General features: G+C 72.0%; 12 protein-coding genes. 9 read left to right on the top strand and 3 right to left on the bottom strand.

Annotated features, from left to right (window positions below; genetic code table 11):
• Positions 1–233: 233 nt before the first annotated feature.
• Positions 234–1841: a sigma factor-like helix-turn-helix DNA-binding protein gene (locus tag AB0M39_RS34090; protein ID WP_365370698.1), complete on the bottom strand. Its 1608-nt coding sequence runs from the start codon at positions 1839–1841 to the stop codon at positions 234–236.
• A gap of 116 nt (positions 1842–1957) precedes the next feature.
• Between AB0M39_RS34090 and AB0M39_RS34085 the strand changes: the two genes are divergently transcribed.
• Positions 1958–3496, top strand: coding sequence for a DUF6350 family protein (locus AB0M39_RS34085; RefSeq protein WP_365370696.1), 1539 nt, complete (start codon positions 1958–1960; stop codon positions 3494–3496).
• Between the two features lie 60 nt (positions 3497–3556).
• On the opposite strand, the gene AB0M39_RS34080 is transcribed toward AB0M39_RS34085, so the two are convergent.
• Positions 3557–4378: a hypothetical protein gene (locus AB0M39_RS34080; protein WP_365370694.1), complete on the bottom strand. Its 822-nt coding sequence runs from the start codon at positions 4376–4378 to the stop codon at positions 3557–3559.
• 239 nt (positions 4379–4617) lie between these two features.
• Here AB0M39_RS34080 and purN point away from each other — a divergent pair, with 239 nt between their 5' ends.
• Both purN and purH read left to right on the top strand, forming a co-directional pair.
• The gene (gene purN, locus AB0M39_RS34075; RefSeq protein ID WP_365370692.1) at positions 4618–5244 is read left to right on the top strand and encodes a phosphoribosylglycinamide formyltransferase; all 627 of its coding nucleotides are present in this window, start codon (positions 4618–4620) and stop codon (positions 5242–5244) included.
• Positions 5219–6787, top strand: a complete 1569-nt coding sequence (purH, locus tag AB0M39_RS34070) for a bifunctional phosphoribosylaminoimidazolecarboxamide formyltransferase/IMP cyclohydrolase (protein ID WP_365370690.1) — start codon at positions 5219–5221, stop codon at positions 6785–6787. Before purN ends, purH begins: the two co-directional genes overlap by 26 nt.
• Positions 6788–6973: 186 nt before the next feature.
• Here purH and AB0M39_RS34065 read toward each other — a convergent pair whose 3' ends face one another.
• Positions 6974–7546: a hypothetical protein gene (locus AB0M39_RS34065; protein WP_365370688.1), complete on the bottom strand. Its 573-nt coding sequence runs from the start codon at positions 7544–7546 to the stop codon at positions 6974–6976.
• A 246-nt stretch (positions 7547–7792) separates the two neighbouring features.
• Between AB0M39_RS34065 and AB0M39_RS34060 the strand changes: the two genes are divergently transcribed.
• The 6 genes from AB0M39_RS34060 to AB0M39_RS34035 all read left to right on the top strand — a co-directional run bounded on the left by AB0M39_RS34060 (position 7793) and on the right by AB0M39_RS34035 (position 14325).
• Positions 7793–8656 (top strand): bifunctional methylenetetrahydrofolate dehydrogenase/methenyltetrahydrofolate cyclohydrolase, encoded by an 864-nt coding sequence (locus AB0M39_RS34060; RefSeq protein WP_365370686.1) that lies wholly within the window; start codon positions 7793–7795, stop codon positions 8654–8656.
• Between the two features lie 17 nt (positions 8657–8673).
• A complete protein-coding gene (locus tag AB0M39_RS34055) occupies positions 8674–9492 on the top strand; it encodes a DUF3017 domain-containing protein (protein ID WP_365370684.1) in 819 nt (272 codons plus the stop codon).
• A gap of 74 nt (positions 9493–9566) precedes the next feature.
• Complete coding sequence (locus tag AB0M39_RS34050) at positions 9567–10790, top strand: NADP-dependent isocitrate dehydrogenase (protein WP_365370682.1); 1224 nt, start codon at positions 9567–9569, stop codon at positions 10788–10790.
• Between the two features lie 676 nt (positions 10791–11466).
• The gene (locus tag AB0M39_RS34045; RefSeq protein WP_365370680.1) at positions 11467–12552 is read left to right on the top strand and encodes a DUF2690 domain-containing protein; all 1086 of its coding nucleotides are present in this window, start codon (positions 11467–11469) and stop codon (positions 12550–12552) included.
• A 224-nt stretch (positions 12553–12776) separates the two neighbouring features.
• Positions 12777–13766, top strand: coding sequence for a malate dehydrogenase (locus AB0M39_RS34040; protein WP_365370678.1), 990 nt, complete (start codon positions 12777–12779; stop codon positions 13764–13766).
• 217 nt (positions 13767–13983) lie between these two features.
• Positions 13984–14325, top strand: a complete 342-nt coding sequence (locus AB0M39_RS34035) for a hypothetical protein (RefSeq protein ID WP_365370676.1) — start codon at positions 13984–13986, stop codon at positions 14323–14325.
• Position 14326 lies beyond the last annotated feature (1 nt).

The following is a 14326-nucleotide window of genomic DNA, read 5'->3' as shown; positions in this document are numbered from 1 at the left end:
CCACGGACCCCGCGCCTCAAACGCCGGCGGGGCTTGGTTTGCGCCTCAATCGCCGGCGGGGCTGGATGTGCGGGTCGAGCCCGGGAAACCCAGCCCGTCCGGCGATTGAGGACACGGCCGAAGGCCGTACGGGGGCGACGGTGACATGCCCTGTGCGGGCTGCCCGCGGGGCTCTGCCCCGGGCCCCGCGCCTCAAACGCCGGCGGGGCTGAAACTGGGGCCTCGCAGCTTGTTCAGCGGATTTGTGGGACGAGGCGTTCCGGGCCGGGTGCGGGCTCGGAGAGGAGCTTTTTGCGCAGCTGTTTGTCCCGCGGGGTCAGCTGTGGCGGGCCGCCGTGCGCGGGTACGCCGCTGACCCGCTCGCCCGGCGCCACCGGCGGGTGGTACCGCGTCGGCGAGGTGGCCAGCGTGCACGCCGTAGCCCCGATGATCAGCGCGGTGACCGCGATGGCGGCCCGGGTCCAGAACTGGGCGCGGCGCTCGCTGCCGGTGCGCACCTCGCGCGCGGGCGTCAGATGCTCGACCGGATGGGAGCTCGCGAGAGCGGTGAGCCGGTCCTGCAGCACCTCCGGCGCCGACAGCTCGGGCAGCCTCTCGGCGATCGCCTCGCGCGCGTGCAGGACGCGGTTGGCGGCGGCCGGGGTGCTCGCCTCGGTCTCGGCCGCCGTCTCGGGAAGATCGAGGCCCAGGCCGTCGTAGAGCAGCAGCGTGCGGCGGTACGACGGAGGCAGCTCCAGCAGTGCGTCGAGCAGCGCGTCGCGATGGCTCGGCTCGACCGCGGCGGCTTCGACGGCGGCGGTCTCCACGACGGCGGTCTCCACGACGGCGCCTTCGACCCCGGCGGCCTCGGGCTCCTCCTGGGAGCGCCGCAGCCGGTGCCAGGGGGACATCGCGTACTCGTACGCGGCGGCCCGCACCCAGCCCACCGGGTCCCGGTCGACCGCGACCTCGGGCCAGCGGTCCCAGGCGAGCTGGAAGGACTTCTCGACGGCCTCGATGGAGAGCTGGCGGCGGCCGGTGAGGAGGTAGGTCTGGCGTACGAGGCCGAGCGCGGCGTGCGCGTAGAGGGCGTCGAACGCCTCCTCCGGGGTCAGGTCGAACGGCTGTGGCTCCGGCGCGTCCCGTTCCGCTTCGACGACCGGCGCGTAGGCGGGCTGAGGGGGCGCCGCAACCGGGGCCAGGACAGGAGTCGGGGCGACCGAGGGCGGCTTGGAGGCGCGCTTCACGGCGGGCCTGGGGCGCGTGTTGGCGGGAGGCTGCTTGGCACGGGCCGGCGGCGCGAGGCGGCCGGGGGTGTGCGCCGGTGCGTGCGGCTGCCCGGACGGCTGCCCCGGCTTCGGGCCCGGCTTCGGGGCCGGTGTCCGGTCCGCCGTCGGGTCCGCCGTCCGGTCCGGCGTCGAGTCGGGTGTCGGGCCCTGTGCCCGCTCTTGTGTCGGCGGCTCTCCGGGCTCCCGCGCCTCGGGTTCCCGTGCCTTCGCCGCCTGCGCGGGTTCCTCCAGAGGCTTCGAGGCGGCCGCCTCGGCCCCCGCCCCCGCCTCGACCCCCGCCTCAGCGCCGGTCTCCACCGGCTCCGCCTCCGCCATATCGGCCTCCGCCAGCTCGGTCGGCTCCGCCTCCGCCAGCTCCTCCTCGAACCCGGCGAGCAGCTTCGCGTACAGCTGCCGCTTGCGTCCGCGGGGGCTCGTGCGGCCGGTCTCCCAGGCTCTTACCGTCGCCTTCGTGACGCCGACCGCCGTCGCGATCTGCTCCTCGCTCAGCGACTTCGCCTCGCGCAGCCTGCGCCGCTCCGTCGGAGAGGGGAGGGCGATGGAGGCCGAGGACGCGGTGCTCTGGGCGGTCATGACACGTACTCCGCAGCGCTGCACTCGACGTAAAAGTACATAAGCGTATCTTGAGCGACACAACGGGCATTCGCCTGTTACGCGGCTACAGCGCGTGTCGTTGGCAGCATGGCTGCGTGACCCAGACGACCGATCACGGCTTTTCCGAGCCCGTCCTCCATGGGGGACGGCGGGCGGTGCTCGCTGCCGGCGCGGTACGCGGCGCGACGGCGGCGGGTCTCGCGCTCGGCGCGCTGACCGTCCTGGTGATGGCGATGTGGATCATCTCGCCGTTCCCCGACAGCGACCCGGCCGGAGCGCTGCACGTGGCAGCGGGGCTCTGGCTGCTCGCCCACGGCGCGGAGCTCGTGCGCGCCGACACGCTCTCGGGCGCCCCGGTGCCCATGGGCGTGGCGCCGCTGCTGTTCGTGGCGCTGCCGGTGCTGCTGGCGCACCGGGCGGGGCGCGATGCGCTGGAGCCGGAGGAAGGGCGTCCCGTGCCGTCGCCGGGGACCGCGTTGTGGGCGGTGACCTGGGGATATCTGACGCTCGGCCTGGCGATCGCGCTCTACGCGGCGGGCGGCCCGCTGGCGGCCGACCCGCTCAGCGCGCTGTTCCATGTGCCGCTGGTGACGGTCGTCTCGGCGGCGGCCGGCGTGTGGACGGGGGCGGGGCGGCCGTGGGGGCGGCTGCCGGCATGGGTGCCGGTGCGGCTGCGGAGAGAGCTCGGCCGCTCCCGGGCCGCGGTGGCGGCGAGGGCGGCCGTGGCGGGCGTGGTGGCCCTGACGGCGGGCGGCGGCGTGGTCTTCCTGGCGTCCCTGGCGTGGCACTGGCGGGCGGCGCACGAGTCGTTCCTGCACCTGGCGGGCGCGTGGTCGGGGCAGGTCGCGGTGGTGCTGCTGAGTCTCGCGCTGCTGCCGAACGCGGCGGTGTGGGGGGCGGCGTACGGTCTCGGGCCCGGGTTCGCGCTGGGCACGGGGGCGGCGGCGACGCCCTTGGCGCTGGCCGGGTCCCCGGTGCTGCCCGCGTTCCCGCTGCTCGCGGCGGTCCCGGCGGAGGGGCGGGGCTGGTGGGTCCACTGGGCGGCGGCGGCCGTCCCCGTGGTCGCCGGGCTGGTGATCGGGAGGTTCGCGGGCCTGTTCTCGCGCGGCTGGGGCGAGACGCTGCTGACGGCGCTGCTGGGCGCCGCGGGCTGCGCGGCCATGGCGGCGGTCCTGGCCTCGTTCGCGGGCGGGGCGCTCGGCAGGGGCGAATTGTCAGCATTCGGCCCGGTGTGGTGGCGAGTGGGGGCGGGCGCGCTGGCGTGGAGCCTGGTCGTGGGTCTGCCCGCGGCGCTCATCGTGCACGCGTGGGGCAGGCTCCCCGTCAAGCTCGCGCCCGGGTCCCCGTCCAAGGCCCCAGCCCCATCGCCCCGCGAGTCCAGCGACCCGTCCCCCGGCCAGTCCAGCAGCCAGTCCAGCGGCTCGGCGACAGGCCCGTCGAAAAACCCGCCCCCCGGCCCGTCGAAAGGCCCGTCGAAAGGCCCGTCCACGGGCAAATCCCCCGCCACGTCCACAGGCAACTCCACAGGCAACTCCACGCGCCGCCTGAGGCCCCCACGGGCCTCGGACCGGAGCCCGAAGACAGCGAAGGCGGGGCCGGACGCCCCCGCCTCCAGCCCCGCCCCAAGCCCCTGATCGCGGCCCCAGGCCCCTGATCGCGACTCCGCGACTCCGCGACCGCGACCCCTGACCGCTCTACTCCTTGACCCCGATCACCTCACGCAGCGGATCGGGCAGCAGCTCGTTGCAGGAGAGCTGCCCCGACTTCGTCAGCGAGTCGTCCACGCAGGTGTAGAAGTCCCGGTACACCAGCTGTGCCGTGAACGACACCGCCACGATCACCAGCGCGATGCTCGCCATCACCAGGCCGCTCACCGCCGCCGTGATCTGCGGTCTCCCCGGGGAGGCGGAGCCCGGCGGGGGCGGCGGCGCGGCCGACGTCACCGCGTCCGCCGTGGTCCTGCGCGGCTTCGCCCGCAGCGCGCTGATCGCCCAGTACATCGCGAGCGCGCCCAGCAGCAGGGCGACCTCGGGGAGGTCGAACAGCGCGAAGAAGAAGGCCCACATGCCCGACAGCAGCGCGTACCGCGCCCGCCGCTGGGCCGGGTCGGCCGGGTCCCAGCGGAGCCCGCCGGGGCTGCCGCCCTCCTTCTGGCTCTTCTGACTGTTCTGGCCGTTCTGACCGCTCTGGCGGCTGCCGAAGCCGCCCGAGGAGCGGCCGGGCTGGCGGCTGCTCCACTGGCTGCCCCACCCCGAGCCGGACCCGTCGGACGGCGGAGCGGTCGGGCGGGGAGGAGCGGAGGGCGTCGGGTTCGACGAGTCGCCGCCGGGGGAGTCGGAGGAGCCGGAGGGCCCTGCGGAGCCGGAGGAGCCGGAGGAGTCGTCGGTCGCCGGGCGCCGAGGCTGCCAGGGCTGGTCGGGCCTGCCCTCCGGCGGCGGCGCGAAGGGGTTGTTGTCGTCCGTGGACTGGCGTTCCCGCGGCAACAGGAAATCCGTACGGCGGCGTCGGTCCGGCATCTGGTGAACGTCTTCCCCTCAGACCCAGTCGCACATGGGGTCTTGTGTCGTCGTGCCCGTCTGAGGACGGGTCCTGTCCCCAGACGCTACCTCCCGGCCGCGCCCCCGTCCCGTGGGGGCCGTTCTGTGTGCCGGTATCGTTGCTGACGGTCGGCTCCTTCGTAGAGTTCCCCGTATCGAGGGGCACGATTCGTTCGTACGACCACACAAAGATCGATCGCAACGCGAAAAGAGTCTCCGTGGCCGCCGCCCGCCTCGTCGTTCTGGTCTCCGGATCCGGCACCAATCTTCAGGCGTTGCTCGACGCCATCAGCGAGGACCCGCAGTACGGCGCCGAGATCGTCGCCGTCGGCGCCGACCGCGACGAGATCGCCGGTCTGGAGCGCGCCGAGCGCGCCGGACTCCCCACCTTCGTGTGCAAGGTGAAGGAGTACGACTCGCGCGACGCCTGGGACGCGGCGCTCGCCGACGCCGTCTCGGCGTACGAGCCCGACCTGGTCGTCTCGGCCGGTTTCATGAAGATCGTGGGCAAGGAGTTCCTGGCCCGGTTCGGCGGGCGGTTCGTCAACACGCACCCCGCCCTGCTCCCCAGCTTTCCCGGTGCCCATGGAGTGCGCGACGCGCTCGCGTACGGCGCGAAGGTCACCGGATGCACCGTCCACTTCGTCGACGACGGCGTCGACACCGGCCCGATCATCGCGCAGGGCGTGGTCGCGGTGCGGGACGAGGACGATGAAGCCGCTCTCCATGAGCGGATCAAGGAAGTCGAGCGACAGCTGCTCGTCGACGTCGTGGGGCGCCTGGCCCGCAACGGCTACAGCATTGAGGGACGAAAGGTTCATGTCGGTGAACACGGACACCGTTAAGCCCATCCGCCGCGCTCTGGTCAGCGTCTACGACAAGACGGGGCTGGAGGAGCTCGCCCGCGGGCTCCACGAGGCCGGCGTCGAGCTCGTCTCCACCGGCTCCACCGCCGCGAAGATCGCTGCCGCCGGGGTGCCGGTCACCAAGGTCGAGGAGCTGACGGGCTTCCCCGAGTGCCTCGACGGCCGGGTCAAGACGCTGCACCCGCGCGTGCACGCCGGGATCCTCGCCGACCTGCGCCTCGAGGACCATGTGCGCCAGCTCGCCGACCTGGGCGTGGAGCCCTTCGGCCTGGTGGTCGTGAACCTGTACCCGTTCAAGGAGACGGTCCGCTCCGGCGCGACGCCCGACGAGTGCGTCGAGCAGATCGACATCGGCGGCCCGTCCATGGTCCGCGCCGCCGCCAAGAACCACCCGTCCGTGGCCGTGGCGACCAGCCCGAAGCGGTACGCCGACGTGCTCGCCGCCGTCAAGGCGGGCGGCTTCGACCTGGCCGCGCGCAAGCGGCTGGCGGCCGAGGCGTTCCAGCACACCGCCGCGTACGACGTGGCCGTCGCGAGCTGGTTCACCGATTCCTACGCGGCCGACGAGGAGGCCGAGCTCCCCGAGTTCCTCGGCCTGACCCTGGAGCGCAAGGCGACCCTGCGCTACGGCGAGAACCCGCACCAGAGCGCCGCGCTCTACGGCGACGGCCGCCCGGGCGGACTCGCCAACGCCGAGCAGCTGCACGGCAAGGAGATGTCCTTCAACAACTATGTGGACACCGAGGCCGCGCGCCGCGCCGCCTACGACCACGACGGGCCCTGCGTCGCGATCATCAAGCACGCCAACCCGTGCGGCATCGCCGTCGGCGCGGACGTCGCCGAGGCCCACCGCAAGGCCCACGCCTGCGACCCGCTCTCCGCGTTCGGCGGCGTGATCGCCGTCAACGCCCCGGTCACCGTGGCCATGGCCGAGCAGGTCGCCGACATCTTCACCGAGGTCATCGCGGCGCCGGCGTACGAGGACGGGGCCGTGGAGGTGCTCGCCCGCAAGAAGAACATCCGCGTGCTGAAGGTCGAGGGCGTGCCCGCCCAGGTCGAGGACGTCAAGCCGATCTCCTGCGGCGCGGTCGTCCAGCACCTGGACCTCTTCCAGGCGGAGGGCGACGACCCGGCGAACTGGACCCTCGCGACCGGCGACGCGCTGTCCGCCGACGAGCTCCAGGAGCTCGCCTTCGCCTGGCGGGCGTGCCGGGCGGTCAAGTCCAACGCGATCCTGCTCGCGAAGGACGGGGCGTCGGTCGGCGTCGGCATGGGCCAGGTCAACCGCGTCGACTCCGCGAAGCTGGCGGTCGAGCGCGCGGGCGAGGAGCGGGCGCGCGGCGCGTACGCCGCGTCCGACGCCTTCTTCCCCTTCCCCGACGGCCTGGAGATCCTTCTCGAGGCGGGCGTCAAGGCGGTCGTGCAGCCGGGCGGCTCGGTCCGCGACGAGCAGGTCGTGGAGGCGGCGAAGAAGGCCGGCGTGACGATGTACTTCACGGGCACGCGCCACTTCTTCCACTAGGGCCCCTGCTTTTCCTCTACGGCTCCTACGGCTCCTACGGCCCCTACGGCTCGAAGGCCGCGCCCGAATTCCGGGCGCGGCCTTCGCGTTGGGCGAGCGTTCTCTCCGGTGGAACGGCCGAAGGCCGTGAGCCCGTCCGTCGACGGGTTCACGGCCTTCGTCAGTTCAGCTGGTGCTGCCGCCGGCTCAGTGGCGCGGGCGGTTGAACCACTGCGCGCCGTCGGACTTGCCGACGAACACGGCTATGAGGATGGCCAGCACGGTGTGCACGAGGCCGACCAGGACGAACGGGTAGACGCCCAGCACGGCGGTGATGATGCCGAAGACCAGCGCGGTGACGCGGATGCCGTTGCCGCCGCTGCCGAACTTGACGCCGAGGACGAGCGCGAGGACGCCCCAGGCCAGGATGAGGAGGGTGATCAGCCAGATGACGCCGACCGACATGTCGGCGACCTGCTGGAACTGCACGTCGTCCTTGAGCGCCGGGTCGTCCTTGGCCTTGCTGACGCCGACGGCCGCCATGGCGGCGAAGATCGCACCGATGACCTGGAAGCCGGCGATGATGAAGAGCATCACACGGGCCGCCTTGACGCCGCCCGGCATCTCGGTCGGACCGTTGTAGCCGCCGTACTGTTGGACCGGCGGGGCCTGCGGGTAGCCGTATCCGGGCTGGCCCTGCGGGGCCTGGCCCTGGGGGTAGCCGTAGCCCGGCTGGCCCTGCTGCTGGCCGTAGGGGTTGTTCGGGTCGCCGAAGCTCATGGCGTGAAATCCTCCGTTGGAAAATGCGGGGACGACGCGGTCCGCGCGGAGGATCGTCATGAGAAATGTGGTTTGCCCCCCGGCACTGCCCGCGGCACTGCGCGGCTCATCGTGGTATTACAGTCGACTTTTTGTCCAGTCGGGGAACGTATGTGTTGTGCAAGTGCAACCTGTCGTTCTGCTGCTGGGGACGGCTTCCGGACCCTGAATTGGAACCGGGGAGGGTCCATCCGCGAGGATGGGTGCATGACTGCCCAGATTCTCGATGGCAAGGCCACCGCAGCCGCGATCAAGTCCGACCTGACCGCCCGCGTGGCGGCCCTCAAGGAGCGGGGTGTCCACCCCGGTCTGGGGACCCTGCTCGTCGGGGACGACCCGGGCAGCCGTTGGTACGTCAACGGCAAGCACCGCGACTGCGCGCAGGTCGGCATCGCATCGATTCAGCGCGAACTGCCCGACACCGCGACGCAGGAGGAGATCGAGGCCGTCGTACGCGAGCTGAACGACAACCCCGAGTGCACGGGGTACATCGTGCAACTCCCGCTGCCCAAGGGCATCGACACCAACCGCGTCCTCGAGCTGATGGACCCGTTGAAGGACGCGGACGGCCTGCACCCGATGAGCCTGGGCCGGCTGGTGCTGAACGAGACGGGTCCGCTGCCCTGCACCCCGTACGGCATCGTCCAGCTGCTGCGCCACCACGACGTGGAGATCAACGGCGCGCACGTGGTGGTCGTGGGCCGTGGCATCACGATCGGGCGGCCGATGCCGCTGGTGCTGACCCGCAAGTCCGAGAACGCGACCGTGACGCAGTGCCACACCGGCACGCGCGACCTGTCCGCGCAGCTGAGGCAGGCGGACATCATCGTGGCGGCGGCGGGCGTTCCGCACCTGATCAAGCCGGAGGACGTCAAGCCGGGTGCGGCGGTCCTCGACGTCGGCGTCAGCCGCGACGAGGAGGGCAAGATCGTCGGCGACGTCCACCCCGGCGTGGCCGAGGTGGCGGGCTGGGTGGCCCCGAACCCGGGCGGCGTGGGCCCCATGACCCGCGCGCAGCTCCTGGTGAACGTGGTCGAGTCGGCGGAGCGGGCCGCCGCGTCCGCGGTCTGACGAGAAGAGGTTCCCCTGTGGGCGCACCAACGAACGACGCCCCGCGCGAGGCGGGCGGCACGGCTGCGAAGGCCGCTGCCGCGGCTGGCGACGGCGGTACGGCGGGCGACGCCGGTACGGCTGATGGTGCTGCGGCGGCGGGCGACGCCGGTACGGCTGCCACGGCTGCCGACGGGGGTACGGCTGTGAAGGGCGAGGCCGCTTCGGAGCCGCCCGCGCCGACGGCTGATGGCACCGTCACGGATGCCGGTGGCGGCGCGGCCGGCGGCGAGCCCGACTCGATCCCCGCGGTCAACGGCTCCGCCCCGGCCGAGGGCCCGGACGCGCCCGACGCCGCATCGGAGACCGCACCCGAAGCCGCGCCCGAGACCGAGACCGCAGCGGAGACCGCGCCCGACGCCGACCGCCCCGACGTCGACCCCGTCTCCGCCGCCAAGCCGGCCTCGCGGCGCCCCCCGTCCCTCACCACGGACACGGCACGCCCCGAGGGGGGCGGCCGTGCCGCCCCCAGGGACGCGCCCGCTCCCGCGCGGCAGTGGCCCCTGCTCGCCGTGCTCGGGCTCACCGGGATCGGCCTGGTCATCGTGGGGATGGACGCCTTCGCCGACGCGTTCCGGGTGGGGACGATCCTCGTCGGCGTCGCGCTCGTCGGCGGCGCCGTGATGCGGCGGGTCCTGCCCTCCGTGGGCATGCTCGCGGTGCGGTCGCGCTTCACCGACATGGTCACGTACGGCCTGCTCGGCGCTGTGATCGTGCTGCTCGCGCTGGTCACCCAGCCCGAGCCGTGGCTCGACGTGCCCTTCCTGGAGGACGCCGTCCACTTCACTGTCCGATAACGGCTGATTCGTCCCGACGGCGAGTATCTTGATGCCGAGATATGTCGGCGCCGTGCGAGAGGGACGTTCCGGACATGCCCAAGATCCAGGTAGCCAACCCCGTCGTCGAGCTCGACGGCGACGAGATGACCCGCATCATCTGGCAGTTCATCAAGGACAAGTTGATCCTGCCGTACCTCGACGTCGAGCTGAAGTACTTCGATCTGGGCATCGAGCACCGCGACGCCACCAGCGACCAGGTGACCGTCGACGCCGCCCAGGCGATCAAGAAGTACGGCGTCGGCGTGAAGTGCGCGACGATCACCCCGGACGAGGCGCGCGTCGAGGAGTTCAACCTCAAGGCGATGTACCGCTCGCCCAACGGGACCATCCGCAACATCCTCGGCGGCGTCATCTTCCGCGAGCCGATCATCATGGAGAACGTCCCCCGGCTCGTCCCCGGCTGGACGAAGCCCATCGTCGTCGGCCGCCACGCCTTCGGCGACCAGTACCGCGCCACCGACCTCAAGGTCCCGGGCGAGGGCACGCTCACGATGACCTTCACGCCGAAGGACGGCTCCGATCCCGTCGAGCTCGAGGTCTACGAGTTCCCAGGACCCGGCGTCGCCCTGTCCATGTACAACCTGGACCAGTCCATCCGCGACTTCGCCCGCGCTTCGTTCCGCTACGGCCTCGCCCGCGACTTCCCTGTCTATATGTCGACGAAGAACACGATCCTGAAGAAGTACGACGGCCGCTTCAAGGACATCTTCCAGGAGGTCTTCGACGCCGAGTTCAAGGCCGAGTTCGACGCGAAGGGGCTGACGTACGAGCACCGGCTCATCGACGACATGGTCGCCGCCGCCCTCAAATGGGAGGGCGGCTACGTCTGGGCCTGCAAGAACTACGACGGAGACGTCCAGTCCGACATCGTCGCCCAGGGCTTCGGCTCCCTCGGCCTGATGACCTCCGTCCTGATGTCCCCCGACGGCCGCACGATCGAGGCCGAGGCCGCCCATGGCACGGTCACCCGCCACTACCGCCAGCACCAGCAGGGCAGGGCGACCTCGACCAACCCGATCGCCTCGATCTTCGCCTGGACCCGAGGCCTGGCCCACCGCGGCAAGCTGGACGGCACCCCCGAGGTCGTCGCGTTCGCCGAGACGCTGGAGAAGGTCTGCGTCGAGACGGTCGAGGGCGGCCAGATGACGAAGGACCTGGCGCTGTTGATCTCCAGGGACCAGCCGTGGATGACGACGGAGCAATTCCTGGAGGCGCTCGACGCGAACCTCCGCAGGAAGACCGAGACGGCGGCCTGACCCGGCGGGACCCTCGCTGAGCGGCAGTCAACTGGCTGCGGAGTCACAGGATCTGAGGGGTCGTACGCACGGGAGTGAGACCCGTCCCACGCCGGCGCCGTCGTGGCGCTGTGCGCAGTCGCGAACGAGTCGGCGGGTGCGCACGAGGCCCGGCGGCGCTATCCGGCCACTTCGGCGGCGGCGGCCCGGGGGCCGGCCTGCGCGTGGGTTTGCCTCGCGCAGGACGGGGGCGGGGAGCAAGAGGGCCTGGCTGGGCCGGGCGCCGGCGCGAGGCGGCAGGCCACGGGAGCGCGGGGCGGGGGGCGCATGGAAAACGGCGCCCGTCCCCTCCCCCGAGGGAGGACGGGCGCCGTTGCGATTACAGAGTCATGGACGCGCCAATCATGAACAAGAGACGCCGGAGGCCTGTGGCACGGAGGTGACCATTCCGCCATGGTGTGATCATTGGGCTACGGATGGGAGACTATGCCCGCATCCGGGGTGAGGCGGCGCGCATGGGGGCGTGCTCACAGTTCCGAATGCTTCCGTGCGCTCCTACGCCAGGAACTGACATCCTGGCTCTGCACATCCCACTGGGTAGTCCGCAACACGGACCGGCCGGAGTGGGGCCGCAGGCAAGGGCGTCCAGCACGGGGCACAGCACGTCAGGCACGTCGGGGGGACAAGGGGGAAGTACATGCCTCGTTGGAAGGCACTGCCGGAGGAGCTCGATCCGCAGGTTCGCGAGTTCACGAGCCAGCTGCGTCGGCTCGTCGACCGCAGCGGACTGAGCATCTCGGCCGTATCGGACCACACCGGGTACAGCAAGACGTCCTGGGAGCGGTATCTGAACGGCCGGCTGCTCGCGCCGAAGCGCGCGATCGTCGCGTTGGGCGAGGCCACCGGCACGAACCCGGTCCACCTGCTGACCATGTGGGAGCTCGCGGAGCGCGCCTGGAGCCGCTCCGAGATGCGCCATGACATGACGATGGAGGCCATCCGGATCTCCCAGGCGCGCGCCGCGCTGGGCGAGTTCGGCTCGGCCGGGGGCCCCGGCGCCAGCCGCACCGCCGCGCCCGTGGGCCCGCCGTCGCGCCGCGAGCAGGGGTCCGGGGCCGGATCGGGGGCGTACGGCTCCGAGTCCGACGCGTCCGCCGACTCCGACCGTTCGCCGCACGTCCCGCAGCAGCCCGGCCCCGGCGAGCGCCACTCCGCGCCCGCCGGTCCGCCCGGTGTCCCTCGGTCGTCCCGGTCCGCGAACGGCTCCCGGGGCGGCCCCGGCAAGCGGAAGGTCACCCTCTTCCTGACCGGAGTCGTGGGCGCGCTGCTCGTCATAGCCGCGGCCGTCCTCCTGACCGATCTCGGCGGGGGCGGCGACGACAAGAAGCCCGTGGCCAAGACGCCCGCCACCGCCCCGACCACCAGCGGCCCCGAGCTGCCGGCCGGGGTCAAGTGCACCGGCGCCGACTGCACGGGCCAGGACCCGGAGGCCATGGGCTGCGGCGGCGAGCTCGCCACCACCGTCTCCACGGCGACCGTCGGCACGGCAAAGGTCGAGGTCAGGTACAGCAAGGTCTGCGCGGCCGCCTGGGCGCGCATCACCCAGGCCGCGGTCGGCGACACCGTGCAGATCAGCGTCGACGGCAAGGGCGCCCAGAACGGCCTCGTGAACGCCGACAACGACGCGTACACGCCCATGACGGCCGCCAAGGCGTCCACCGACGCCAAGGCCTGCGCCACGCTCAAGGCCGCCGGCACCAAGGGCTGCACGACGGCGGAGTGAGCGGCGGGGCGAGCGGCGGGTTGAGCGGCGCGTTCGCCCCCTCGTAGGCGGCGCGTTCCGGCCCTCGTGAGCCGCACCACAAGGGGGCGGAGAGCCGTCGTGTCCCGGGTCGGATAGCCTGACCGCTGGATATCTCTTCACGTCAAGATTCAGAACAGACGCAGAAGAGATATCCAGCACCAGGGGCACGGACCCCCACCGCCAGCTGTCTTACGGAGATCGCCATGACCCGCACTCCCGTGAATGTCACCGTGACCGGCGCGGCCGGCCAGATCGGCTACGCGCTGCTCTTCCGCATCGCCTCCGGCCACCTGCTTGGCGCGGACGTGCCGGTCAAGCTGCGCCTCCTCGAGATCCCCCAGGGCCTCAAGGCCGCCGAGGGCACCGCGATGGAGCTCGACGACTGCGCCTTCCCGCTGCTGCGCGGCATCGAGATCACGGACGACCCGAACGTAGGCTTCGACGGCGCGAACGTAGCCCTCCTCGTGGGCGCCCGCCCGCGCACCAAGGGCATGGAGCGCGGCGACCTGCTCTCCGCCAACGGCGGCATCTTCAAGCCGCAGGGCAAGGCCATCAACGACAACGCCGCGGACGACATCAAGGTCCTCGTCGTCGGCAACCCGGCCAACACCAACGCGCTCATCGCGCAGGCCGCCGCCCCGGACGTCCCGGCCGAGCGCTTCACCGCGATGACCCGCCTCGACCACAACCGCGCCATCTCGCAGCTCGCTGCGAAGACCGGCTCGGCCGTCAGCGACATCAAGCGCCTGACGATCTGGGGCAACCACTCCGCCACGCAGTACCCCGACATCTTCCACGCGGAGATCGCCGGCAAGAACGCCGCGGAGACCGTGAACGACGAGGCCTGGCTCGCCGACACCTTCATCCCGACCGTCGCCAAGCGCGGCGCGGCGATCATCGAGGCCCGTGGCGCGTCCTCCGCCGCCTCGGCCGCGAACGCCGCCATCGACCACGTCCACACCTGGGTCAACGGCACCGCCGAGGGCGACTGGACCTCCATGGGCATCCCGTCGGACGGCTCGTACGGCGTTCCGGAGGGCCTGATCTCCTCCTTCCCGGTCACCACCAAGGACGGCAAGTACGAGATCGTCCAGGGCCTGGACATCAACGACTTCTCGCGTGCGCGCATCGACGCGTCCGTGAAGGAGCTCGACGAGGAGCGCGCGGCGGTCCGCGAGCTCGGCCTCATCTGAGCACCCGCCCTTCGAACGCCCCGGCGGCCTTGGCGGTTTCCAGGGGTCGTCGCACCACGTGGCGGTGCTGATCAGGCCGCGAGATGTCTGTGCAGGCGCTCGGCTGGGGTTTCCCAGCCGAGCGTTCTGCGTGGGCGGCCGTCGAGTTCGGCGGCGACGGCGGGGGGAGTTGGGGATTCGCCGGGTCCCTCTCCGGCCGAACCGCGACACTGGTCGGATGAGCAGCGATCACCTTGACGCGCAGGTACCTGTCATCACGGTCGACTACGGCGTGGACGACGGCGAGAAGTCCGTCTTCACCCGCACCCGCACGGCGGTCACGCACATCACCCGGGTCAGCTCCGACGTACTCGCACAGAACGTGGCCACCCTCTGCCAGTACGTCGGAGAGGTCTTCGAGCAGGCGTCGACGGCGTCCGACACCCTGGAGCTGACCGGGCTCGAAGTGCACGTCCAGGTCACGGGCAAGGGCGAGGTCCGGCTGATCGGCGCCACCTCGGCCGAGGTCAACGGCGGCATGAAACTCATCTTCCAGCGGAAGCCGGGGGCCGCGTCTTGAA

It is taken from the genome of Streptomyces sp. NPDC051907, from assembly GCF_040681075.1.
GTDB lineage: Bacteria > Actinomycetota > Actinomycetes > Streptomycetales > Streptomycetaceae > Streptomyces.
The sequence above is the reverse complement of the archived record's forward strand: the minus strand, read 5'-3'. Positions and strand labels throughout refer to the sequence as shown.

Coding starts and splice junctions, on each gene's coding strand:
- AB0M39_RS34090 (WP_365370698.1), bottom strand. CDS start 1,841: ATGACCGCCCAGAGCACCGCGTCCTCGGCCTCCATCGCCCTCCCCTCT.
- AB0M39_RS34080 (WP_365370694.1), bottom strand. CDS start 4,378: ATGCCGGACCGACGCCGCCGTACGGATTTCCTGTTGCCGCGGGAACGC.
- purH (WP_365370690.1), top strand. CDS start 5,219: ATGTCGGTGAACACGGACACCGTTAAGCCCATCCGCCGCGCTCTGGTC.
- AB0M39_RS34065 (WP_365370688.1), bottom strand. CDS start 7,546: ATGAGCTTCGGCGACCCGAACAACCCCTACGGCCAGCAGCAGGGCCAG.
- AB0M39_RS34060 (WP_365370686.1), top strand. CDS start 7,793: ATGACTGCCCAGATTCTCGATGGCAAGGCCACCGCAGCCGCGATCAAG.
- AB0M39_RS34050 (WP_365370682.1), top strand. CDS start 9,567: ATGCCCAAGATCCAGGTAGCCAACCCCGTCGTCGAGCTCGACGGCGAC.
- AB0M39_RS34045 (WP_365370680.1), top strand. CDS start 11,467: ATGCCTCGTTGGAAGGCACTGCCGGAGGAGCTCGATCCGCAGGTTCGC.
- AB0M39_RS34040 (WP_365370678.1), top strand. CDS start 12,777: ATGACCCGCACTCCCGTGAATGTCACCGTGACCGGCGCGGCCGGCCAG.
- AB0M39_RS34035 (WP_365370676.1), top strand. CDS start 13,984: ATGAGCAGCGATCACCTTGACGCGCAGGTACCTGTCATCACGGTCGAC.